Consider the following 23951-nt stretch of genomic DNA (forward strand, 5'->3'; position numbering starts at 1 on the left):
TACTATTTTTAGAGTATAAGAGAAAATCCACCTTTCATTTACTATTATGAACAAAACTTTTTTTTCCATGATCGCCGCTGTTCTGGCACTACCCGCAGCCGCCCAAAAAATCCCCTCGTCTGACATTCAGATCAAGACCGCTGTCCTTGCGGCACCCTCTGAAAAGCAGGCTGGTGCAAAGGTTTACGGTTACTCGGCGGACGGAACATTTACGGTACTTCGCGAAGGGACAAACGACTACGTGTGCCTGGCCGATGATCCCACAAAAGCTGATATCGGAGTTTCCTGCTACCACGCCGACCTGGAACCATTTATGGAACGCGGGCGGGCATTGACGCGGGAAGGCAAAAATCCAAAGGAAATCTTCGATATACGGGAAAAAGAAGCAAAGGATGGAAAACTGCGTATGCCCAAACAATCGTCTACGCTATTCGCACTGTCCGGAACAATGGACAATTACGATGCAGCGACTGCCAATCTGAAAAACGGCTATTTGCGTTATGTGGTTTATATCCCGTTTGCTACTGCTGAAAGTACCGGTCTACCCCTGAAACCCGATGTAGCCGGAATGCCCTGGATAATGGATCCCGGCACGCACCGCGCACACATTATGATCAACCCGGCGAAACCCTGATAGCAATTAATTTCCTATTCGTTTCCGCTTGCTAATTCATCTGAGTTAACACAAAGTTTATCATACTGAATAATAGGTTTAATCAAGTTCGCAATTTTACTTTGTACTACAAAGTACTTTTTAAACTGATAACCTATGAAAGTTACACTTACCAAAACGTCTGAAACCCCAGAAGTTTACGACACCGGTGTTCAAAATGACGAGCAGCGGCTGCGACAAACAACAGCTGATTTTGATTACTTTATCGGGTTAGGCTGCCTGGTGTTGAATGCGGCTGCACTCCTTCTCTCACAAAAAGGCGTTTTCTTCAATGATGTGCTGCCCGGCTCCTTCATTCTGCCGTTTGCGGTGTCTGTGATTTACCTGGTGATGCTTTTAGCCACAGGTAAGGCACGGTTCATTTGGAAAAAACAGCCGGCTGCGTACCTGCCCCACCGGATCTTACTCGGCTATGTGTGGCTGGTTAGCTGTTTTACATTCAACCTTTCCTTTCCCGTTTTCAATGCATCGGCGGACTGGCTGAGTGTATTGATTGTAATTTTTGCTTTCAGCGGTGTTTGTTTTGCATGGGAAAAGGCGCTGCCTGCATTCCTGAAAAGTGCTTTGTTTTTCCTTCTTGCGGCTTCCACGGTTTTATGGTGTTACTACGCCATTTACCTCTCCCGGCTCTATTTGGCCAGTCTGATCTTCCTCGTTTTTCTGGGTTTATCTGCACACACTTTCATTCCATTGCTTCTTGCAATTTCACATATCAGGGCCTTGCGGGCAGCATGGAGCAGCTATCGGTTGTCGGTTTTAACGGGCCTGATCGTGCCTCTCCTTCTTGCATCGGGGTACTCGATCCGATGGAATGTATTAAATGAAAAGATCCGGAACCAGATTGTCGAAAGCTCCATGCGAGAAGCTAGTGACCTGCCGAAATGGGTATCGCTTGGCCAGGTTATCGAGACCGACTGGACTTCGAAACAAATTGTCATGGGAGGGCTCGTTTACCAAATGCCCGGAGAGTTATTCAGCGTAGCCCCGAGTACATTGAACATGGAAAAGCTATCCGAGCATAATCCGCTTGTACTGATCGCTTCGCTTTTCTCGACCAAACCCGACCTGACACAAAAAGAGAGGATCAGCTTACTGGACGTTTTATTTGGCACGAGGCATTTCACACAGGAAAGATTGTGGTCGGGCAGCGATTTGGTTACTGCCAATGTGCTTACCAATGCAAGGGTATATCCTGAGTTCAGGCTTGCTTATACTGAGAAAACGATCAATATACAAAGCAATGCATCCTCCAAATTCCAGCAGGAAGAAGCATTGTTCACATTTCACCTGCCGGAAGGTTCGGTAGTGAGCTCGCTTTCGTTATGGATCAATGGTGTTGAACAAAAAAGTTACTTAACTACCCAAACCAAGGCTGACCTCGCTTACAATAACATTGTGGGAATTGAAACCCGCGACCCCTCGGTTGTACATTGGCAAGAAGGCAATGCAGTGAAATTGAAGGTTTTTCCCTGTACAAGTGTTGAAAACCGGCGGTTCAAAATTGGCATTACATCTCCGCTAAAATCAGCAGGTCGTGAGCTGATTTATGAAAATATCTGGTTTGAAGGTCCGGCGGCCGAGCGAGCTTTCGAGCATTTGTCGCTCAACTTCACGAATGAACCCGGCGACATTCATTTGCCTTTTAAAACCCAGTTGAAAGATTCAAGAACAGTTGTTTTTAGTGGAAAATACCAGCCTGCGTGGGAAGCAAGGTTTCCTGCGCCGCCTTTGTCTGATGCGGTGTTCCAGTTCAATGGGAAGTCGTATAAAGCAATGCCCATTCAAGCGGCGGCAGAAACTTTTGCACCCGCAGCCATTTACCTTGACATTAACAAAGCCTGGTCCAGGGCTGACTTTGATGAGGTGGGTGAAATGGCCAATGGAAAGCCGGTTTTTGTTTTTGACAACAAACTGGAACAACTTACAGCTGATAATCAGAATGCCATTTTTGAAAAACTCTCCACTTTCAACTACTCCCTTTTTCCCATTCACCTCATTGCAAACCGGGAGAAAGCACTTTTAATCACCAAAAGCAACGGAACTTCTCCTAATCTGAAAGACCTGGCGGGCAGCGGATTTTCAAAAGCAATCGCAAGAGATACTCAACCGGTAAGGCTTCGCACATTTGATTTTGGCGAAGAGCTTTCTCCTTATCTCAAAACAATGCAGGAGCTGCGCTTGATCAGAAATGAACGAACTGGCCTGGCAGAAATTGAGAAATTGCTTGCATCACAACAATTTCCCGCGGATCTTGAGGTTGATCAATCCGCATTAAAGATCGGGAGTTCCGAAATGATCATCGTCGAAAGCAACGAGCCGGTTCAGGGCAGCGCGCCCGACCATTTGCTTCGCTTGTTTGCTTACAACCAAATCATGAAGAAAATCGGCCGGGCTTACCTCGACCGGCAGTATCAGCAAGATTCGGTTCTGGTATCTGCATTGGTAAATGAAGCGGATCAGGCACATATCGTCACTCCCGTATCCAGCTTGATTGTTCTTGAAAGTCAAAAAGACTATGACAATTTTGATATCAGAAAAAGCAAGAAAAGCCTCGACAATGCTACTCTCAAATCTTCCGGCGCGGTACCGGAGCCACACGAGTGGGTACTTATTATCCTGTTTGCATTGCTGGTAACCTACTACACATTCAGGAACTATGCTCGCTGGTAAGAGATACACCGGATTGTTCTTTCTGGTAGGGTACACGATGTTGTTCGGCAGCCTTTTTGCGAGCGGCTACCTGAAAGCAGATGCAACCAGCCTCATCGGAGCGGGATTGATCCCATTTGTATTACAAAACAATGGAACTCGCGGCAGTGGTACATTCTTCGGTTTACTGGCGAGCGCACTGATCGTCGCCTGCTTTTTCAGGAATGAGCAGACTTTCCGGTATTTGCTGCTGGTATCGGCCGCTTTATTTGCAGTCCAACATTTTTACGGGAAGTTCATCCTGTTGCCTGCTGCTTTGCTCGTAATTATTTCACCTCTTTTCAAATACGTTTCTGAGGTTTTCACATTCCCGATCCGCCTTCAATTGAGCGAGTGGTCGGCTATTATTCTGCGAGCTGGTAACATTCCTGTTACTGTCTCGGGGAACATCATCGAGATGAACGGCGCGGGTTTCTCGGTTGACCCGGCTTGTATGGGACTTCAGATGACGGGCTTTTCACTTCTTGCCGGCATTTTCCTGATCGTGCACGAGCAACGCAGAACGCAACAAGCATTAAAGCCAATCTTGCAACTAGCGATCCTGTTGGCCGCCTTCTTACTTAATATTCTGAGCAATCTGATCCGGATTGTAATGCTGGTTGCATTTCATATCAGTCCCGAAAACCCGCTGCATGATTGGGCGGGTATCATCTGTTTACTTGTTTACGTCTGGCTTCCGCTTTCGTTTTTAGTCAAATACCTGCATTCAAGCCGGGGCACAGCACTTTGCCGGGATAAGTGGGCACAATGGGAACCTGGTGGAAGATCCATACTGGTCCATTTCGCTGTGCTGGCTTGCTGCGTTTACTTTGTATCTCACAGAAACCCGTCTGATCAAGCAAATGCAAAAACAGTTTCGGTAAGTATCCCAGGAGCTTACAAAACGGATGTCATGAAAAATGGCGTGATTCAATGCAAGAGCGAGCAGGCGCTTATTTACATCAAACCCATTCCTGAATTTTTCACAACAGAGCATAATCCTGCTATCTGCTGGACAGGCTCAGGCTACGAACTGACTTCCATTCGTGAAAAGCATTTTGCAGGAAAAACGGTCTACGTAGGCACACTCAAAAAAGGGAGCGACCAGTTGCAGACAGCCTGGTGGTTTTCCAATCAGCATTATACCACCATAAGCCAGCTCGACTGGCGTTGGAAGGCCATGCGGGGCGAAGGTGACTTTCAGCTGATTTATGTCACTGCGGGTAGCGAGCACGACTTAAATTTAGCTGTGCGCACGTGGTTGAAGTCCATTTGAGGGTATATTGCGCCTGCCGCAGCCTTTTCGATGAAAATTTGACCCATGAAAACGATCGCACGGATTCTCACAGCTTGGAGCCTTACCTTACTTCTTTCCCCAGTTATGGCACAAACAGAAACCATTAACCTTTGGCCGGAAGGCAAGGTACCTCATTTCAAAAGCAGCAGCATTCAGGAGAAATCCGAGACTGACGCGCAGGGTATTCTCAGGATCAGCGGCGTTACCATTCCAACCGTCACAGCTTACATTGCCCCCAAAGAAAAAGCCACCGGTGCGGCTGTTATGATCTGTCCGGGCGGCGGTTACGGGATACTGGCTGCTTCACACGAAGGCAGCGACTTTGCCAAATGGTTCAATGACCGTGGTATCTCCGCGTTTGTACTGAAATACAGGCTGCCCAATGAAAAGGCAATGGAGCACCAGCACGAAGTCCCGCTGATGGATGCTATGCAGGCCATGAAACTAATCCGGGACAATGCATCAAAATGGAATATTGACAAAAGTAAAGTTGGCGTAATGGGCTTTTCGGCCGGCGGGCACCTCGCTGCTACCCTTTCGACTCACTACAATATGGGACCGAAAGCTTCTCCCGCAGCCAAGCCCGACTTTTCCATTCTGCTCTATCCGGTGATCTCATTTCAGCCCGCGATATCTCACGGTGGCTCGCGCGACAATTTGTTGGGTCCGGAAAAATCCGAAGAACTGATCAAATATTACAGTAATGAGTTGCAGGTGAGCGAACAAACGCCGCCAGCATTCCTTGTTCACGCCATGGACGATACCGGAGTGCCCGTTGAAAACAGCATTGAGTATTATCTTGCATTGAAAAAGAAGAAAATACCCGCAGAAATGCACCTTTACCCAAAAGGCGGCCACGGTTACGGCATGCGCACGAAAGGAAAAGGCTCCCTGGCCAACTGGCCTGCCGCCATGGAAGGCTGGCTTAAAGCAATGGGTTACATGAAGTAGCTGAACACAAATGACCGCACTGAACCGTTTTCTGGTAAATCAAAAACACTTGCTGTTCCTGTTTTTGGGAATGGCGATTTTCGCAAGCCTGCAATCTTACCTATCGCCGCTGAAAAGCTTCGTGGAGGGAGGGCGACTTTATACTAGCTACAATAATTACATCATTTTTAAGCAGTCTTTCTTTCATTTAATTGAGGGAAAAGACCTTTATATAGAATATGTCGAAGAGCAGGGTGATCTGTATAAATACAGTCCGACTTTCGCGCTTCTTTTCGGTGTTTTAGCAATACTCCCGGACGTTCTCGGTCTTTCGCTGTGGAATATCCTGAATGTAGTGGTACTGCTGTATTCAGTGTACTATCTTCCAAAATTTGATCTCCGGACAAAAGGTTTGATCCTTGTTTTTGTTGCAGTTGAAATGCTGACTTCTGTCCAGAACGAGCAGAGCAATGCATTGATTGCCGGGCTGCTGCTTTTTACATTCGGGGCACTCGAACGCAGAAAATACTGGCTGGCCTCCTTTTGCCTGGTCTCCACTGTTTACATTAAGCTCTTCGGGATTGTGGGACTGGCGCTTTACCTGCTGTATCCGAACAAGCTGAAACTTACCTACACAACCGCATGCTGGATTGTGCTTTTTACGATTTTTCCGCTGGTGGTAGTGGATACGGAGCAGTTTATTTACCTGTACAAAAGCTGGGGAAATTTGCTGAGCAACGACCACTCCATCTCGGACGGAATTTCGGTGATCGGCTGGCTGCGGACGTGGTTTGGGTTAGAGTTTAACAAAACCTACGTGAGTGTCGCCGGTGCGATACTTTTCTGCATTCCTTTGTTGCGGATCAATGCATATTCCAATTACACATTCCGGATTTTAATGCTCGCTTCGGTGCTGATCTGGGTAGTTATTTTCAATCACCGGGCCGAATCGCCGACCTTTATCATTGCTGTCGCAGGCGTGGCATTGTGGTATTACAGCCAGCTTCCTAGCAAGGCAAATTACATTTTGCTGATCCTTGCACTGGTATTTACGATCCTGTCGCCAACTGATCTTTTCCCAAAATTCGTCCGGAATGAATGGATGAAGCCGTATGTGGTGAAGGCAGTGCCCTGTATATTGATCTGGGCCAAATTGCTTTACGATCTCACCGTCGGCAAGCTGCTGCCACGGAATTTTGAAGAGGCAGAAAGCGCAAAATAAAAAGGGCGTTACAGAGATCCTGCGGCCAGATCGTGCAACGCACCTTATTGAACCTCAATTTAATCCTACTAAAAGCCTGTTGACTTCACGCACCTCGTTGGTCGACAGGAAAATATTCTTAACAACTTTTTCGGTTTCATCAGAGACTATCAGCGTATAGTTACCATCCCGCATCTGGGAGAAATTCAGTTTCTTACCAAATTTCATAACCGACTTACCCACCATCTCTTCGTGCAGTACCGTTCCCTTATGATCAGTCAGGCGAATGGAAAGCTTCTCACCCTTTTGTTTCTCGACCAGCAGGTTCATCGTTTCGGTGTCCCTGACGCGGTACATACCGATCCTGAATTTTTCACAGGTGTTGTTCTTGCATTGAGATTTTGCCTCAGTAGGGTCGATAGCAAATGCTTCCTGATTGAGCAGGAACAAACTGAATGCAGCCGCAGCAACGGATTTCAAGATGTTTTTCATAGCTTAATGAAGGTTATTGTGGGTAAAATCTTAAAGTTTTACCAATGAGGAATAACCTTCCTGCTATGTTGCACCCCTTGTTTGAACGGAAAATTTTCGTGTTGAATGGTTACCCGCCGATCGCGATCATCTGGCGGTTTTGCTCGTAATCGGTTTTAGCGTGCTGCTCTGTAAAACCAGCGTGGCCGCCGTGGGCAAAGTGCTTTTTATAGAAGTGCTGGTGGATCAATGCGCGCACATCTTCACCGCGGCGCAATGGAGTAAGCAAATCCATCTCGGAGGTATCGAAAAGGCAATTTTTCAGCTTGCCGTCGGCAGTCAATCGGATCCGGTTGCAACCTGCACAAAACGGGTGAGTTACTGTGCTGATAATGCCAAAAGTGCCGCCAGCGCCATTCACGTGGTATCTTCTGGCAGTATCGTTCGCTTCCGGCTGAATGGGATTATAGTCAAATTCACTTCCGATCATGGTAAGCAGATCCGCGTAGGAAACGATCTTCGACATATCCCATTGATTGCCTTTGAAAGGCATAAACTCGATAAAGCGCACATGAAGATTAGGCTCATCCAGGGTCAACCTGACAAAATCATTGACTTCATCCTCATTAATGCCGCGCATCACCACCATATTGATCTTTACTACGAAACCCTCGTCCAGCAATAGCCGAATATGTGAGCGTGTCAATGCAAAATGTTCGCGCTTGGTGATACTTTTAAATCTGTCCTCCCGCAAAGTATCCAGACTCACATTCAGCGATTGTACACCCGCTTGTTTAAAAGTGGGGATAAACTGGTCTGCAAAAACTGCATTGGTTGTAAGCGTGAGAGAAGTATTCAGCTCGCCGAGGTCACTGATAATCTGCTGTGCATCTTTCCGGATCAGCGGTTCTCCGCCGGTGAGACGGATTTTTTCAACCCCCATTTCGACAAATATCTCGGACAAAGTACGGATCTCGTCGGCCTGCATGAGCCACTTGGAAGGCATAAACTGCATATCTTCCTGCGGCATGCAATAGGTACATCTCAGGTTGCACTTATCCGTCAGCGAAATGCGCAGATAGGTATGTTTACGACCAAATGTATCTATGATAGGTGCTGACATCAGTTTGTTTAAATTACTTATTCATGCTTGGCACCTTCGAGAACGCTGAAAACATGTAATATATGCGGGAACAATGCATCCATATATTCGGTAACTCCACCCGTGCTGCCGGGCATTGTCAAAACCAAGCTGTCACCAGAAAATCCTGCCACTGACCTCGAAAGCATTGCCGTAGCTATTCTTTCCTGTCCATAGCTGCGGGCAGCTTCGGCGATTCCGGGTATCTCCCGGTCAATCAGCTCGGATACTGCCTCCGGTGTAACATCGCGACGTGATAAGCCAGTTCCGCCGGTGATCAGAATCAGCTGATAACCTGTATTGGTCCATTGCAAAATCTGCTGCTGGATAGTGAGCTTATCGTCGGGAACTACAATGTAATCTGCTGCTTCCAGCTTCCAGGCACCTAGCTTTTCAATGATCTTTTTACCTGATTTATCTTCTCCATTTCCGGCAGCGATCGTATCTGAGCAAACCATTACCGCAATCTTCAATGCATCCGGAAGCGCCTTGCGATCGCTTTTCCCACCTTTCTTTTCCAGCAACCGAATATTGCTGATCTCCACGCCCTTGTCGATCGGTTTGAGCATATCGTACATGGTAAGTGCCACCACCGAAGCGCCGTGCATTGCCTCCACTTCCACCCCGGTCTTGTATATCGTTTTGACAACCAGCTCAATGCTAATTTCCAATCCTTCAATCTTGTAGCTGACAGCAGTGTACTCTATGGGAATGGGGTGACAATCCGGAAGCAAATCAGGCGTTTTTTTCACCGCAAGAAACCCCGCAGCTTTCGCCATTTCGAACACATCACCTTTCGGGACAGTCCGGTTTACAATCGCCTCGATTGTTTCAACCCTGCTTACCCGAACAATAGCCTGCGCCTTCGCAATCCTGAGTGTATTTGTCTTACTAGTAATATCGACCATTTTTAATTTTGAGTGATCCGCCGTGGAACGGGGAATGAGTGAATGAATGCTTTGCTAGAATGGCGGAGCAAGAGTTGTCAGTCTGAGCGCAGCCGAAGACATTGTGCACCCTGTCTTCGACTGCGCTCAGACTGACAAAGCTTCCTTCCTCCCTTTCCTTCATCCTCCCCCTTCTAAACATTCCTCTTCCATTCAAACTCCCCATTATCTCCTATCAACTCTTTGGCGAAAATGGGGACTTTGGTTTTTATTTCTTCCACGATGTATTCCGATGCTTCGAATGCGGCGCGGCGGTGGGGAGATGAAACGAATACGAAAAGGCTGATTTGTCCGGTTGGGACCAGGCCGAGGCTGTGGTAAATGTGCAGACAGGTTAGCTCAAACTTCGTGAATGCGGCTTCGCGGATTTCGTGGAATGTACTTTCGGCCATTTCCTCGTATGCGGTGTATGTGATTCCGGAAACTGTGCCGCCTTCTTTCTCGTCTGCGCGGATTTGTCCGAGGAAAATCGCGTGCGCCCCGATGGCGGTTTTAGACTGGTGACCAGCTATCGATTTCGCCACGAAATCAGGACTGATCGGTCCTTCTACAAATACTTTCTTAGGCTTATGTTGTTTTTCCATACCTTCTGTTATCCCCCGGCAAAAGGTGGTAAAAGCGCAATTTCAGACTGGGGCGCTATATCCGCCAGATCTTCGAGAATACGCTGATTGACTGCAATCTTGAATTTCTTTCCCTGCAATGCCGGATATCTTTGTGTTACCTGCGCACGAAAATCACCGACAGTAAGTTGCCCGTTATCTATCCAATTCTCCTCTGCCAGTCCGGTTACCTCTGCCAGCATTCCGAAATAAAGCACGTGTAAGCTCATATTTTTTTTACAAAATCTTCTAAAAACCCATTAAAACGGAAGCAAATGCACTTCCACCAGATCGCCCGCTGCTACCTTGTTCTGGCTCACCGGTAAGTATATGATTGCATCGGCCAATGCAAAAGAACGGATCGAGAAAGATTCCTGCCCATCCAACGGGATGACGTAATCTCCTGCAATGGAAGCTTTTAAGAATTCATCCCGATCGCCGTCAAACGAATATGCATATTTTACAGGTAATTGTAACGTCTTCAAGAAAATATCCGTGCGGCCCGTCATGCTTCTTATCGCCGGCAATACATATTCATAGTAACAAACCAGCGACGATGCAGGATTCCCCGGCAAGGCAAAAAACAGCTTTTTGTCTTTTTTGCCAAACAATAACGGTTTCCCCGGTTTTTGCCGGACTTTATAGAAGATGGTCTCAGCGCCGACGGCCGCCATTGCTTCACCAACAAAGTCATAATCCCCGACAGATATTCCTCCGGATGCCAGCACAATGTCGTTTTTTTCTACAAGTAGCTTTAACTCCGCAATGGTCGCATCAAGATTATCCGCGGCGTACCGGATTTCTACCTCCCCGAGACCCTCCTGCTCCAAAGCAGCTGCGATCATTCCGGAGTTGGATTCGAAGATCTTTCCGGCTTGCATTTCGCTTCCTGGCCGCAACAACTCGTCGCCTGTGATCAGCAAACCAACTTTCGGCTTTCGATAAACGGAGACTTCTTGTATACCAAGCCCTTGCAAAAAACCAATGCTGCCCGGCGAAAGGTAAGTACCGGCAGTCAGCGCGACGGCACCGGCCATAATCTGCTGTCCTACTCTACGCACATTCTTTCCTTCCGGAACCGGAAATTCGTCGATCAGCACATGGCCGTTTTCCACGCGTGTATGTTCCTGCATGATCACTGCGGTCGCTCCGTCTGGCACTGGTGCACCTGTGAATATCCGCATTGCAGTGCCTGGTTGGAGGATTTCCAGGTTTGTTTGTCCCGCTTTCGACTCCCCTGTCAATTTCAGGATTGTTTGCGACGCCGTAATGTCCGAATGCAGAATCGCGTATCCATCCATGGAGGATTGGCGGAAAGAAGGCAGGGAAAGCGGCGCATTGATATTTTCGGCCAGCACGTAACCTGTCGATCTGCTAAGCTTCCGGGTTTCTGCGGGCAGTAATAGCGCATTTGCAATAATGAGTTGTTTAGCCTCGTTGACTGTGACCATTTCTTGAAAAATGAAGGTATGCGAAGATAGAAAATACAATTTCCAAACACCTGTCACCCGCACAGTTTGTGTACAAAATATCCAAAACGCCGGTTACTTAGCAGCAAAATACCAAGTTCACAATTGGGGTATTTTAGATATTGGTTTAACAATGAGGGACTTAACTATTTTTAATTTTTATTTACTCTTACTAAAATCATATCTGGCATAGAAATTTACGTTTTGCGATCCGCAGCATTTACCAACGAAAATTGTAGAAGAGGTAGGTTAATCGGGCATTTCGAATGCAATAACCGGGACACACCAAATCTCCTGTATTGGTTTAATACTATTTTATTGTACATTAAAACACTGTATCACAACCAATTAAACGGAATTGAAATATTTTTTATACTAAATCCGTTATCTTTGCATTCTGGCTTGACGCCTTGTAATATGTTTCACTAAAATGAAAATGCATGATTAAACTTATCTTTATGGCCTTCTCAATCGCAATAATGGGCAACGATTCCGTGAGCGAGGTGGAGGTGGAAAAGAAGGAGCTGAAAGAAACAACAATAATAGATTCAGATCTTCTTGCTATTGACTTCTGTGGCGAAGCCATTCCATTATCAGAGCTTCGAATCGCCGAGCGATATCAAAACATGATCAGAAATTACGATAATCCCACCTTTCGTAAGCTGATGACAAAGACCGAAAAGAGAATGCGCATTATTGAGCCCATTCTTAAAAAGTACGGAGTACCAGCCGATTTTCAATATCTGCCTCTTATAGAGAGCGCCATGAGTAACCAGGTTACTTCCCATCGGGGCGCGGCAGGCTACTGGCAGTTCATGCCTTCGACAGCTAAATACCTTGGACTGGTTGTGAATGAACACAGAGACGATCGCAAGCACCTCGTCAAATCGACGCACGCTGCCGGCAAATACCTGCGTGAACTACATCGCCAACTGGGTTCCTGGACGCTAGTAGCAGCTGCATACAATGCAGGACCGACGCACATCCAGAACAGAATGGATTCCCAGAACAAAGACGACTTCTTCAAATTACGCTTGAATTCGGAAACAGCCAGATATATTTACAAGATCCTGGCAGTTAAAGAATGGTTTTCAAATCCTGAAAGAAGCCGTGAATGGGGAAGCGGAGAAGTTCTTACCCGGCTGACCGACTTCAAACTGGAACAGAAAAAAGCCGACACACAGCTGGCCAAAGTTGCCGCTGATTCATAATCGACACCTTTTATTTATTGATATAAATGCAAAGAAAAGGACTCATTCTCCTTTTCTTTGTGTTTTATAGCAGCCGCAGAAATGCGGCGCAAAAGCAGAAAAGATTTTTATCAATTAATACGCTCTTTAACATGACAAAAGCTGAAATGGTCACTGACAAAGGCACTATGCTCATCGAATTTTACGATGAAGATGCGCCGGGAACAGTGAAAAACTTTGTTGACCTTTCTAAAAAAGGTTTTTATGACGGATTGATTTTTCACCGCGTAATCCCGGATTTCATGATCCAGGGTGGTGATCCTACCGGAACTGGCCGTGGAGGTCCGGGCTATAAAATCAAATGTGAGCTGAATGGCGGAAACCAGTACCACGATCGTGGTGTACTTTCAATGGCGCATGCTGGCCGCGACACGGGAGGTTCTCAGTTCTTCATCTGCCACAGCCGCAAAAACACGGCGCATTTGGATGGGAACCATACTTGCTTCGGTAAAGTAGTGGAAGGAGTAGAAACAGTTGACCTGATCCGCCAGGGCGACAAGATCCAGAAGATCACGATTATCGAGGAGCAGGAAGCATAGTCTCCCCTCAAAATTGATACAAAAAAAGGCTTGGATCACTCCAAGCCTTTTTTTGTATCTGGGTATCTGGTTTTACCAGAAATGTGCATAAAGGAAAGTAATCAACCCGATTACGATTACTGCACCGACAATAAAGCTGCGGTGCGGAATAAACATGGATGAATCGATTTCGAGTCCTTTTTTCTCGTTTGGCAATACCAAACCTAAGATCACCATTACTACCACACATATCAGGAACACAATTCCCATACGATCCAGGAATGGAACCTGCGTCCAGTCCGCAAATGGAAAGTAGTTATTGTGCATCGCAAGAGCGATCAGAAAGCCCCCTACGATCGCAAACAAAGCGCCGGCAGAGTTGGTCCGCTTCCAGAAGAAGCCCATTATGAATGAGGCGAAGATACCCGGCGAAAGCAATCCTGTCATTTCCTGAATGAACTGGAAGCCTCCTTTTTTATCGATGCCCATGTAAGGAGAAACAACAATTGCAAGCAGCATTGCTACTACCACAACGATACGGCCGATTCTTACCAGTGTCTTCTCACTCGCATCTTTACCGATGTAATTCTTGAAAATATCGAGGGTAAAAATCGTAGAAATACTGTTTGCCTTTCCTGCAAGTGAAGCTACTACTGCGGCTGTAAGCGCTGCAAAAGAAAGACCTTTCAAGCCTGCGGGCAGCAGGTTCAGCAGTACGGGATAAGCTTTATCCGCATTGATCGCGCCATCGTCACCCAACATTTCTGCCTGAAACATTCCCTTGCTATATAATGCATAAGCAGCGATACCTGGCAAAACAACGATAACCGGCATCAACAGTTTCAAGAAAGCGGCGAAAAGAATACCATTTCTTGCTGTCTTCAAATCGGCGCCTAGTGCGCGCTGTGTGATGTACTGATTACATCCCCAATAGTTCAAATTCACGATCCACATACCGCCCAGCAAAACCGTCAGACCCGGCAGCTGCATGTAGAACGGGCTGCTTTTAGGAAAGATCATGTGGAAGTGGTCGTCGTGGTTTTCACGCATCAGCTTGAAACCCGCTGTAATTCCTTCTATTCCATCTGTTGCGGATACCAGGTTAACTGCCAGATAAGTAGTAGCCAAACCGCCGATTACCAAAAAGAACACCTGAATAACATCGGTATAACCGATCACTTTCATCCCGCCAATCGTAATAATGATCGCGAAAACAGCGAGTGCGATCATACAAAACTGAAAATCCAAGCCGGAAATACCTGAAACCGCCAGCGCACCGAGGTACAGAATGGAAGTAAGGTTAACCAGGATATACAATGCCAGCCAGAAAACCGCCATGATCAAGCTCACTGTGGGATTATACCGCTCGTTCAGGAATTGCGGCATTGTGTAAATCTTGTTTTTCAGATAGATTGGCATAAAAAAAACAGCGACTATAATCAAAGTTGCTGCTGCCATCCATTCGTAAGTGGAAATACCGAGACCCATTGAAAAACCGTTTCCGGACATTCCGATAAATTGTTCGGCAGAAATGTTCGACGCGATCAGCGACGCACCGATAGCCCACCAGGTAAGCGAACCTTCGGCCAGGAAGAAATCTTTGGTAGACTCAGTTTTTGACCTTTTCCGCTGATAAATCCAATAACCGTAACCGGAGACGACTATGAAATAAAAGAAGAAGACGATGTAGTCGAGGTTCTGTAATTCCTGCATTGCAAAGTATAAAAAGGATGAATGATGAGGTTTGTCAGTTCAAATCGAAAGGTACATTATTTTCGGAAAATTGTACAAAACCTAAGTTGTGTAAGATCGTCGCGAGGTTTATTAAAAATGTGCCTGTAAATATAGATACAAGCATATCTTTACAAAGCTTTACTCTGATATTTTCTCCGAATCCGAATATCTCAGCGGATTTGATGGTAACTTCCTATAATAATCTTTCAGCCGCGCCTGCTCCGCACCCGAGTAAGCTTCCTGAAAAGATCGGCCCGCATTCAGGTTTTGCACGAAGCTCTGCAGACCATCATCGCCGCTCATCGCAAGCCAGTAAGAAACCTCCATTCCCGAGGACATATAAGCAAGCATTACGTGTTTTTGCCCACCATTAAAAAACCCCTTGATCGTAGCGACATCTTCGAGTTCCAGGATCTGTTGTCCGCCGCCGGTGTAATACATCCATTCGTCCAGATATTCGAGGTAGCGACCGGCAGGGTCTGGGTTATTGACGAACCTTCTGTCGAGCATCAAAGCCAGGCCTTCATTAAACCACTGCGGGATATCCGAGGTAACTTTCCACCAGCCAATCCGTTTCAGAAGCTCAATATGCCCCATTTCGTGCGCAATCACGTCGAGGTTTGCGCCTTGTTCGTTAAGCACCACATAGCTGGTGCCCCAAGGGGTACCTACGCTGCAGCCGGCGCCTTCTGTGCTGCTGCAATAGCGCTGATACTGCTGCGGGTTACTGCAGACGATGATTTTGGGAGCGGATTTCTTGCCGGAATAGAACGAATCGATCCGCATTTCTGCTCTGCTGACAATCATTTTCAGCTTTTTGTAGGAAGCAGGCTTGATTTCAGGACTGAAATAAACCAACCCGCTCTCCCGAAAACCGGAAAAGCCGATCAGCTCACAATAAAAAATCTGGGGATATAAGAAGAACAAGCTGGCCGGTAACACGAAAAGCAGCACGACGAACACTTTTACAATTCGTATTGCGCGCGCTGGTACCGGGTTGTTTTTCAAAGAAATTCTTTTTTACACTAGAAGTGTTTACGGTATTGTTGGCTTGCAGAGCTTGCCCTACTAGCTTTTATTGAATTGTCATGCTGAGCGCACCGGGCCGCCGGGCGGTCGAAGCACTGTACTTGCGAGCAGCGTGCTTTCGACTGCGCTCAGCATGACAAAAGTTAGGTTAGCGTAACAGAGCTTACGCTGTGCTGCAATTAATGTTTGAAGTGGCGGACGCCAGTGGTTACCATTGCTACACCATTGGCGTTGCAATATTCCACAGAGTCTTTATCGCGTATCGAGCCTCCTGGCTGTACAACCGCCGTAATCCCCGCTTTATGCGCGATTTCAACGCAGTCTGCGAAAGGGAAAAAGGCATCTGATGCCATTACCGCGCCATTTAAATCAAATCCAAATGCATTCGCCTTTTCGATCGCCTGGCGCAATGCGTCCACGCGTGAAGTCTGGCCGGTACCGCTGGCCAGCAGCTGGTTTTCTTTTGCCAAAACAATCGTGTTGGACTTCGTATGCTTGCACACTTTGAGCGCAAATTCCATTGCAGTCAATTCCTGCTCGGTCGGCGCTTTTTCGGTAACGGTTGTATATTGAGAAGCAACTTCGGTCGAAAGATCTTTGTCCTGTACCAGAACTCCGTTGAGGATAGTTTTAAACATAATCTGCGGCAGATCCACCGGATTTCTCTTTAACAAAATCCTGTTTTTCTTGGATTTCAAAAGCTGTAGTGCTTCTTCATCGTACTCCGGCGCGATCAGGATTTCCATGAAAAGCTTGTTCAGCTCTTCGGCAGTAGCCAGATCCACTTTTGCATTTGTAATTACAACACCACCAAATGCCGACACCGGGTCGCAGGCTAATGCATTATCGTAAGCCGCTTTCGCAGTAGGTGCAGTGGCAATTCCGCATGCATTGGTATGTTTGATAATCGCGAAAGTCGGTGCAGCGCCCTGAAATTCATCGATCAGGTTCACGCAGGCATCTACGTCAACAAGGTTGTTATAAGAAAGTTCTTTTCCGTGCAGCTTGTCGAAGATACCTTCGAGGTCGCCGTAATAGGTTGCATTCTGATGCGGGTTTTCTCCGTAACGCAAAGTTTGTGAAGACAAACTGGTAAAGTCGAAAAGATCTTTGTCCGTCTTTTCTTTTCCCGCAGTAAAAAAGCGGTTGATCGCTCCATCGTAATGCGAAGAAACCCCGAAAGCCTGACCTGCGTAAAAGCGGCGGTCTTCCAGGTCGGTAGTACCTGCTTTCGCAGTCAAAAGCTCCACCACCTCCGCATACTGCGAACGCGAAGACACGATCAATGTATCTTTGAAATTTTTCGCAGTTGCTCTGATCAGGGAAATGCCGCCAATGTCTATTTTTTCAATGATATCCTCTTCTCCGGCACCGGAAGCAACTGTTTCTTCAAACGGGTACAAGTCTACTACCACCATATCAATGGCCGGAATGTTGTACTGAGCCGCCTGTGCCACATCGCCTTCGTCGTCGCGACGGTACAAAATACCGCCCATAATCGCAGGGTGTAAAGTTTTGACACGACCGCCAAAAATGGAAGGATAACCCGTCAGTTCTTCCGCTGCGGTTACGGGAATGTTCAGGTTTTCAATGAAAGTCTGCGTGCCTCCGGTTGAGTACAATTTTACACCATTGCTGTGCAAGAGGCGAACCAAAGGTTCAAGTCCGTCCTTATAATACACAGAAATAAGTGCGGATTGGATTTTTTTAGACATTGTAAAATGTTAACTGTAAGATGCTCTGACTGAAAATAAGCCGCAAAGATAGCCTAAAAATGTGCGAAGTTTGAAGCGGAAGGAATGAAAATCGGGGTACGGAATTAACTTATTATCGCATTTAAAAATCAGAAAATATGAACCTGGACCTGAACGGAAAAACAGCGATCGTTTGCGGCGCTACCCAAGGAATCGGACTTGCTTCGGCTGTTGAACTCGCATTATTAGGCGCGAATGTGACGCTGGTTGCCCGGAATGAAGAAAAACTGCGTAGTGCAGTGGACACACTGGACACCTCGGCCGGCCAGCTTCACCGCTACGTAGTTGCCGATTTCAGCGAGACGGAAAACTTGAAAGAAGCTTTCGAAAATTACCTGCGCCTCTGTCCTGATGTTCACATTTTAATCAATAACACCGGCGGACCTTCGGGCGGGGCGATTATCGAAGCGGATAGCGACCAGTTTTTGAAAACTTTTCAAATGCATTTGATCAACAATCAGTTTCTGGTACAATCCGTTTTGCCTTCGATGAAAAAAGAAGGATTTGGCCGCATTGTCAATATCATAAGTACTTCTGTGAAGCAGCCGATCGCGGGTTTGGGTGTTTCCAACACGATTCGCGGCGCAGTGGCGAGCTGGGCAAAGACGCTTTCATTGGAAATTGCACAGTTTGGAATTACGGTAAACAATGTACTGCCGGGCTATACTGAAACTGCCCGCTTATATTCCGTTCTGGAAATGCGCGCGCAATCTCAAAACAAGACCGCCAAAGAAGTGGGTCGCGAGCTCGCAGCCAGTATCCCGATCCGCCGTTTTACCAAACCGGAAGAAACTGCAGCGGCTGTCGCATTCCTGTGCAGTCCAGCCGCTGCGAGCATTAATGGGGTGAATTTACCAGTAGATGGTGGAAGAACGGAGAGTTTGTGAGGTCAGCGCCAGCCTAATCCAACACTAACACCGGCAACAGAATCAAATTTGCTTTTGACAAGAGTAGGCGTACAGCGTAGTTTTAAAATGTATATCCATTTGGGACTGACAAAGTGCAAACGGACGCCGCCTAATGCCGATGGTGTGACAAACCGGTGCTTCACTGTCACAGCCCTGTACGGATTATTGTCGTAAGGATCGACAAAGAATGCCCCAAAACCACTTTCAAGATAAGCCTCAATCAGATTGCTTCCGGGATTTGGAATGCAGGATTTCCTACGGTACGGGTTCAATAAATAGTTGTAAGTGGCAGCTGCCGATAACGACGGACTTTTAAACCCTCTTCTTTCAAGCCAACCCAAACCAGCCTGTATACCTGCGAAGGAACGTGGCTTGTAAGCAGTTATCGCCTCTGCGGTAATTGCCAGCTGGGGAGCAAGCCCGGCAATCTCAGCACCCACATTAGCTCTGATCTTCGTATAGTAAGGTTGCGAACTGCATTCGAATGAGAGCAGGAGGAGAATGATCAACACTTGCTGCATGTGACAGATTTTCAAAGCCAAGATATAACGAGGAATTATTTTGGCTAGTACTGCAATGCAGTGACTCAGCGAAATTAAAAGAAGTACTTCCAGTTAATAGAAGGAATCAAAGTCCCAAACACCGACAGCCGGTAACTTGCTAGTCTTGACCCGGTTTGTCTGAAATAGATTGAATACGGGTTTTTTCTTGCATACAAATTGTAGATCGAAAATGACCAGAGTGCATACTGCCGCTGGTCTGCGCTGGTGCGGGTATCTTTGGTGAATGAAATGTCGGCCCGATGATAATCCGGTATCCTATCCAGGTTTCTTGCCGAATAATCCTGAACAACCACGTCATTGAGCCTGTACGTACCGTCGGGGTAGGTAATCGGGCGACCGGTCATATACACAAAGTTGGTACCGAAGGTCCAGTTCTTCTTCCATTTCCATTGTGTCGATACTGTGACGCTGTGAGGACGGTCAACCGTTGCCGGGTACCAATCGCCCTTATTGATCTGTTCGGAGGGAAATACCGATTGTACCCGGGCGAAAGTGCGGCTGTAAGTGTAGGAAAGCAGTCCGGTGATCAGGCCCTTCGACTTCTGCACACTCACTTCCACACCATAGGCTTTTCCTTCTGCCGGGACGAGGTCTGTTTCCAAAACCGGGTTTAACAGTAAAGTAGCTCCATTCTTATATTCAACAAGATTGTTTAAATGCTTCTGGTAAAGCTCGATTGAAGTTTCAAATGTATTTTCGTTGAAGTTCCTGAAATAACCCACTGCGATTTGTGTGGCAGTCTGCGGCGGGACGAAATCATCGGCCATTTTCCAGAAATCTACGGGAGATATAGCGGTCGTATTGGAGATCAGGTGCAAGTACTGGCGCGTTTGGGTATAGCTCATTTTCAGCGAGCTGGTAGGGCCTGTGTTAATTCTGACAGACAATCTTGGCTCAAATCCACCAAAACCTGTGATCTTTTTGCCTTTTTTAAAAAACAGCGTGTCTAGCACCGACTCCGATGTGCGCGGAACTCCATTCTCGTATTGATAAACCGTACCTGCGCCCACATTCCTGAATGCAACATACCGCAAACCTGCATTCACTGACAGCCACGGAACCGGGTTCCATTCATCTGAAACAAAGAATGCACTTTCCAGCGCTTGCTCCTTTTCAATGTCTATGTGGATAATGTTTGAGTTTTTTTCTGGTGAAAGATTACCGGGAGATAACTGGTACTGCGTAAAATCAATACCGGCTTCAAACTTGTGATGTGGCTGAGGCGCCCATATCAAATGTACATGCCCATTATGCTGCCGGATTCCCGATTTGAACAGATATTCTATCGTAGGTGAAATGCCGTTTAAGTTAAATGTATAATGACTCAGGTTAGCCCCCACCTGAATAGACAATGCTTTATTGATCTGCCTGTTCCAATTCAATGTACCTGTGGTTGACTGCCAACCATAAAGCGTGTCTTCCGGAAATTTGAATGCATCCTGACTATAATAACCCGACGCAGAGATCACGCTGTTTTCAGATATTTCGTAGGACAACTTTCCATTTAGGTCAAAAAAGAATGCCTTATTCTGGTTTGTAGGAGCGGGAAAACGTTTGATCAGCAGATTGGGATAAGCCACTCTGCCGCCCGCCAGGAAGGTAAGCCGTTTATTTCTCGTCAGCGGTCCGTCGGCCATGATACTCGCTGTCATCAAACCTACCCCGGCGGAAACGTTTACGCGTTCCTTGTTGCCGTTGCGGGTATTTATTGTTAATAACGATGAAAGCCGCCCGCCGTAAGCGGCCGGAATATCTCCTTTATATAATGTCACATCACGGATCGCGTCGGCATTTACATTGCTCAGAAAACCAAGTAAATGGGAAGTGTTGAATAAGGGAGCTCCGTCGAGAAGTACTAGGTTCTGGTCTGTCCGGCCGCCACGCACATTGAATCCAGCTGTACCTTCGCCTACTGTATTCACCCCCGGCTGTAAAGTGAGCGCTTTGATGATGTCCACCTCGCCAAACACAACCGGGATATTTTTAAGATTCTTGATATCCAGCCGTGAAACACTCATCTGGCTGGACTTCACGTTCTCATCGGGCGCTTGCTCCTTGACGACCAGCTCCATTAAGTCCCGCGTTTCAGGCGCAAGCTTTATATCTATTCCCGAAAGTATTTCCTGGTAATTGATGGTGATACTCTTTGAAAAATAGCCCACAGACGAAAATGTAACCAGCTGGGAACCCGCTTTCAGCCGGATGCTGAATTTCCCCAAACTATCGGTAATTGATGCAGCCTTTGAAATACGGGACACTACCGATGCATTTACCATCGGTTTGCCGGAGACTACATCCTCCACCGTCCCTTTGAGAATCCAGTCCTGCGAATGGGCTGTTTTGGGCAAAAGGAATATCGCCGCTGCGATAAGCAGCAACCGCAGGTTGGTTCGGAACAATAGCTTGCTTCGTGTTTTCATTACCAATTTGCGGGAGGGTTGAGTTGTCCCTGACTATAAATAAGCTGGCAGTTGCCTTGTTTTACAAAAACATCCCCGTATTTGATTTCGATACGGGCTGCATTCAAAGTATCGCCTGGAATAGTAAGTCTTCGTGTGCTGACTGCCGAGGAGCCGAAATAACCGAGTGCAAGCACATTCGGGTCGTCCTCGCGATGCACATTTCCATCAATAGAGGCAGGTAGCGGATCAAACAGAGAGCCATTTCGCTTGCGCTGTTCTTCAAATTTTACCCAGAACTGGTAAGCCGACTTGGTAAGGGAATACTGGCGCACTTCCAGGTAGTGCCTGCCTACATAATAAACAGGCGACGTCATAATCGGCCGGCGAGTGATGCTGTTCCCATTTACCAAAACATCCGAAAGCACATCACTTCTCGATCCGTAAACCGGTACCCAGCACCATTTGCAACAATACCCCCCCATTCCAATCGGCTCGCCGGTAGAAAGCCGCGGTACATATCCGTAACCCGACCAGCGATAGTAGTTGCCTGCTGTTCCAGGATCTTTGGTATCCAGCAAAATCTGATAGTGATCCGGCTCTTCAATCTTCGTCTCGTCGCGCTGGTGATACTCTGCGTAAAGGCGGTCGATCTCTGCGACGGGGTTCAGCATTTCTGGCTCTGAGATGTAGGTTGTACCGCCAGGTAAGGTAATTCTCAGCTGATAACTTTTACCTGTTTTGCCCACAAAAGTGGAATCGTACATCCAGTAGTAGGCCGGGGTAAGTGCGTCCTGAACGAGCTTTACCGTGCGCCCGCCGATTTCAGTAATACTTACATCTGCCCCATTTACGGGGATCTCATAATCTCCGTAAATCAGCGAGTTATATTCTCCTGTGAATGTTAGTTTGACGGTATAAGGCGGTTTCTCATTGGTAACCAAACCTTCCACAGCCAGCCTAGATTCAACCGAGCGGGAAGGAAGCTGCACTTCATCCACGCAGCCGGAGAGTACAAGAAAGAAGCAGTATGGAAGTACCGCTTTCACAAACCGGTGTATTGCTAAAGTCTTCATCAAGGATTGAATTCCCAAAAGTCTGTACATCCTATAATTTCTTTTGAACCCGAACCTTCCAGCTGCCGCATTTCGTAGCCCCATCCCAGGTATGCTTTATTAGCTGCTGACACGGAAATCAGCAAGCGGCTACCCTGCCCTGGGTACTCGGAATGATACCGCCAGGTATTCGTAGCAACATCATATTCCCAGAGATCGCGCAGCCCATTACCCCCGGTATCTACACCGAGCCCGAAGTAACCCTTATTTTTTACCGCAAACCCGATTCCTTCGCTGCGCATCTTACCCGGGAAGTCAGCCTTTCGCGTCCACTTGTCTTTCACGAGGTCATAGGCGAACAAATGCGGCACCGTTCCGGGAAGCTGGTTGACCACATAGCCGGTACCGCCCACTGTAAATGCAGCAATACGGCCCGTTTTCTCAGGAAGTGGCGCAAGCTGCGCCTGATCCCAGGTAATGTCCAGGGACCACATACTTCCATTATCATTTTCTTTCAGGAGGTACGCTTTGTCAAAAGTCAGAAAGTATTTAATGTCTTTATCGATCCCTTCATAAAGCGGAAAAACCACTCCCGAATGCTGGCCTATATTGTAAAAGCTCGCTGTCCACCAAAAATCATTGAGATAAGCCCTCTTGGTAGGTAGTTTCTCATCATCAAGGTAGCCAAACCCCATAAAGATTAACTCACGGTCACCGAGCTGCCCCAGTGGAAAAGCAATTGCATTATGCCTGGGAATGGGCTTTTGAGTCTCAAAACTTTCCCATTTTCCACTGATAAACTTCAAGATATCCCAGCGGCTCGCATCCTGGTACCTGTAAACCGCAAGCTGAGAGTAAAGCGGAGAATACACCGCTGCGCCAGTAAAGTCGCCGCCCGACGCTGGTATATGAGGAAGCCGCTTCCAGGCAGGTGCGACTTTGGCCGTGAAGGTCCGTGATGTGGTTATTTGGCTATTTCGTAAGTCCGTATAAGCCAATTGCAACTTATATAGCTGGCCTTCTTTTAATCCGGCTACATTATAGTTACGCAAGTTAAATTTCCCGGTCACTTCATTGGAGCCGGAAGCAAGTTCCAATTTTTCACCTGCATTGTCGAAAAGCGCGAATTGAAGGTTGGTAACTTCCCTCTGAGGTAATTTCAAAGTGATACTTGCATCGGAAGCTGACTTGCTTTGGTCAATGGACACAATGGCGGCGGGAACGTCAGGTTCCTGCTCTGCGCCGATAGGCGCAAACTCCTGTTCGCAGGAATTAAGAAAGCTTGTACTCAGCACAATCAGAAGGTAGTAAAGCTTTCTCAT

21 protein-coding genes are annotated in these 23951 nt (G+C 47.0%); 8 read left to right on the forward strand and 13 right to left on the reverse strand.

Translation table 11 applies throughout. The features are described from left to right. Nucleotides 1-46 precede the first annotated feature (46 nt). The 5 genes from Q369_RS0125675 (at nucleotide 47) to Q369_RS0125695 (ending at nucleotide 6810) form a co-directional block, all read left to right on the forward strand. Nucleotides 47-634 carry a hypothetical protein gene (locus tag Q369_RS0125675; RefSeq protein WP_031530578.1) on the forward strand — a complete coding sequence of 196 codons (588 nt, stop codon included), beginning with the start codon at nucleotides 47-49 and terminating at the stop codon, nucleotides 632-634. 135 nt (nucleotides 635-769) lie between these two features. Beyond that, nucleotides 770-3343: an XrtN-dependent VIT domain-containing protein gene (locus Q369_RS0125680; RefSeq protein WP_031530579.1), complete on the forward strand. Its 2574-nt coding sequence runs from the start codon at nucleotides 770-772 to the stop codon at nucleotides 3341-3343. After that, nucleotides 3330-4637, forward strand: coding sequence for an exosortase N (gene xrtN / locus Q369_RS0125685; RefSeq protein ID WP_031530580.1), 1308 nt, complete (start codon nucleotides 3330-3332; stop codon nucleotides 4635-4637). Before Q369_RS0125680 ends, xrtN begins: the two co-directional genes overlap by 14 nt. A 105-nt stretch (nucleotides 4638-4742) precedes the next feature. Next, entirely contained in the window at nucleotides 4743-5609 is an 867-nt protein-coding gene (locus Q369_RS0125690; protein WP_229206951.1) for an alpha/beta hydrolase, read from the forward strand. Nucleotides 5610-5619: 10 nt separating this feature from the next. Then, the gene (locus Q369_RS0125695) at nucleotides 5620-6810 is read left to right on the forward strand and encodes a glycosyltransferase family 87 protein (RefSeq protein ID WP_031530582.1); all 1191 of its coding nucleotides are present in this window, start codon (nucleotides 5620-5622) and stop codon (nucleotides 6808-6810) included. A gap of 54 nt (nucleotides 6811-6864) precedes the next feature. Here Q369_RS0125695 and Q369_RS0125700 read toward each other — a convergent pair whose 3' ends face one another. The 6 genes from Q369_RS0125700 to Q369_RS0125725 form a co-directional block, all read right to left on the reverse strand. Next, complete coding sequence (locus Q369_RS0125700; RefSeq protein WP_031530583.1) at nucleotides 6865-7281, reverse strand: T9SS type A sorting domain-containing protein; 417 nt, start codon at nucleotides 7279-7281, stop codon at nucleotides 6865-6867. A 109-nt stretch (nucleotides 7282-7390) separates the two neighbouring features. Next, nucleotides 7391-8383: a GTP 3',8-cyclase MoaA gene (gene moaA / locus Q369_RS0125705; protein WP_031530584.1), complete on the reverse strand. Its 993-nt coding sequence runs from the start codon at nucleotides 8381-8383 to the stop codon at nucleotides 7391-7393. Between the two features lie 17 nt (nucleotides 8384-8400). Continuing rightward, nucleotides 8401-9309 carry a bifunctional molybdenum cofactor biosynthesis protein MoaC/MoaB gene (moaCB, locus tag Q369_RS0125710; RefSeq protein WP_031530585.1) on the reverse strand — a complete coding sequence of 303 codons (909 nt, stop codon included), beginning with the start codon at nucleotides 9307-9309 and terminating at the stop codon, nucleotides 8401-8403. A gap of 173 nt (nucleotides 9310-9482) precedes the next feature. Then, nucleotides 9483-9932, reverse strand: a complete 450-nt coding sequence (locus Q369_RS0125715; RefSeq protein WP_031530586.1) for a molybdenum cofactor biosynthesis protein MoaE — start codon at nucleotides 9930-9932, stop codon at nucleotides 9483-9485. A gap of 8 nt (nucleotides 9933-9940) precedes the next feature. Further along, nucleotides 9941-10180: a MoaD/ThiS family protein gene (locus tag Q369_RS0125720; protein WP_031530587.1), complete on the reverse strand. Its 240-nt coding sequence runs from the start codon at nucleotides 10178-10180 to the stop codon at nucleotides 9941-9943. A gap of 30 nt (nucleotides 10181-10210) precedes the next feature. Beyond that, on the reverse strand, nucleotides 10211-11401 hold the full coding sequence (locus Q369_RS0125725; protein WP_031530588.1) for a molybdopterin molybdotransferase MoeA: 1191 nt from the start codon (nucleotides 11399-11401) through the stop codon (nucleotides 10211-10213). Nucleotides 11402-11859: 458 nt separating this feature from the next. Here Q369_RS0125725 and Q369_RS0125730 point away from each other — a divergent pair, with 458 nt between their 5' ends. Together Q369_RS0125730 and Q369_RS0125735 are read left to right on the forward strand one after the other, a co-directional pair. Next, complete coding sequence (locus tag Q369_RS0125730; RefSeq protein WP_031530589.1) at nucleotides 11860-12630, forward strand: lytic transglycosylase domain-containing protein; 771 nt, start codon at nucleotides 11860-11862, stop codon at nucleotides 12628-12630. 131 nt (nucleotides 12631-12761) lie between these two features. Continuing rightward, nucleotides 12762-13208 (forward strand): peptidylprolyl isomerase, encoded by a 447-nt coding sequence (locus Q369_RS0125735; RefSeq protein ID WP_031530590.1) that lies wholly within the window; start codon nucleotides 12762-12764, stop codon nucleotides 13206-13208. Nucleotides 13209-13280: 72 nt separating this feature from the next. On the opposite strand, the gene Q369_RS0125740 is transcribed toward Q369_RS0125735, so the two are convergent. From Q369_RS0125740 to purH, 3 genes are all read right to left on the reverse strand, one after another. Beyond that, nucleotides 13281-14900 carry a sodium:solute symporter family transporter gene (locus Q369_RS0125740; protein WP_031530591.1) on the reverse strand — a complete coding sequence of 540 codons (1620 nt, stop codon included), beginning with the start codon at nucleotides 14898-14900 and terminating at the stop codon, nucleotides 13281-13283. 159 nt (nucleotides 14901-15059) lie between these two features. Then, the gene (locus Q369_RS0125745; RefSeq protein ID WP_229206952.1) at nucleotides 15060-15929 is read right to left on the reverse strand and encodes a hypothetical protein; all 870 of its coding nucleotides are present in this window, start codon (nucleotides 15927-15929) and stop codon (nucleotides 15060-15062) included. A gap of 200 nt (nucleotides 15930-16129) precedes the next feature. Continuing rightward, nucleotides 16130-17665, reverse strand: coding sequence for a bifunctional phosphoribosylaminoimidazolecarboxamide formyltransferase/IMP cyclohydrolase (gene purH / locus Q369_RS0125750; protein ID WP_031530593.1), 1536 nt, complete (start codon nucleotides 17663-17665; stop codon nucleotides 16130-16132). 137 nt (nucleotides 17666-17802) lie between these two features. Here purH and Q369_RS0125755 point away from each other — a divergent pair, with 137 nt between their 5' ends. Next, on the forward strand, nucleotides 17803-18591 hold the full coding sequence (locus tag Q369_RS0125755; RefSeq protein WP_031530594.1) for an SDR family oxidoreductase: 789 nt from the start codon (nucleotides 17803-17805) through the stop codon (nucleotides 18589-18591). Nucleotides 18592-18593: 2 nt separating this feature from the next. Here Q369_RS0125755 and Q369_RS0125760 read toward each other — a convergent pair whose 3' ends face one another. The 4 genes from Q369_RS0125760 to Q369_RS28625 all read right to left on the reverse strand — a co-directional run bounded on the left by Q369_RS0125760 (nucleotide 18594) and on the right by Q369_RS28625 (nucleotide 23951). Then, nucleotides 18594-19133, reverse strand: a complete 540-nt coding sequence (locus Q369_RS0125760; RefSeq protein ID WP_031530595.1) for a hypothetical protein — start codon at nucleotides 19131-19133, stop codon at nucleotides 18594-18596. A 74-nt stretch (nucleotides 19134-19207) separates the two neighbouring features. Then, on the reverse strand, nucleotides 19208-21595 hold the full coding sequence (locus Q369_RS0125765; protein WP_084165859.1) for a TonB-dependent receptor: 2388 nt from the start codon (nucleotides 21593-21595) through the stop codon (nucleotides 19208-19210). Continuing rightward, on the reverse strand, nucleotides 21595-22650 hold the full coding sequence (locus Q369_RS0125770) for a DUF4249 domain-containing protein (protein WP_157488321.1): 1056 nt from the start codon (nucleotides 22648-22650) through the stop codon (nucleotides 21595-21597). Before Q369_RS0125770 ends, Q369_RS0125765 begins: the two co-directional genes overlap by 1 nt. Further along, nucleotides 22650-23951, reverse strand: coding sequence for a Kelch repeat-containing protein (locus Q369_RS28625; RefSeq protein ID WP_051664291.1), 1302 nt, complete (start codon nucleotides 23949-23951; stop codon nucleotides 22650-22652). The genes Q369_RS0125770 and Q369_RS28625 overlap by 1 nt, the downstream gene beginning before the upstream one ends.

Source organism: Dyadobacter crusticola DSM 16708, from assembly GCF_000701505.1.
Lineage (GTDB): Bacteria > Bacteroidota > Bacteroidia > Cytophagales > Spirosomataceae > Dyadobacter > Dyadobacter crusticola.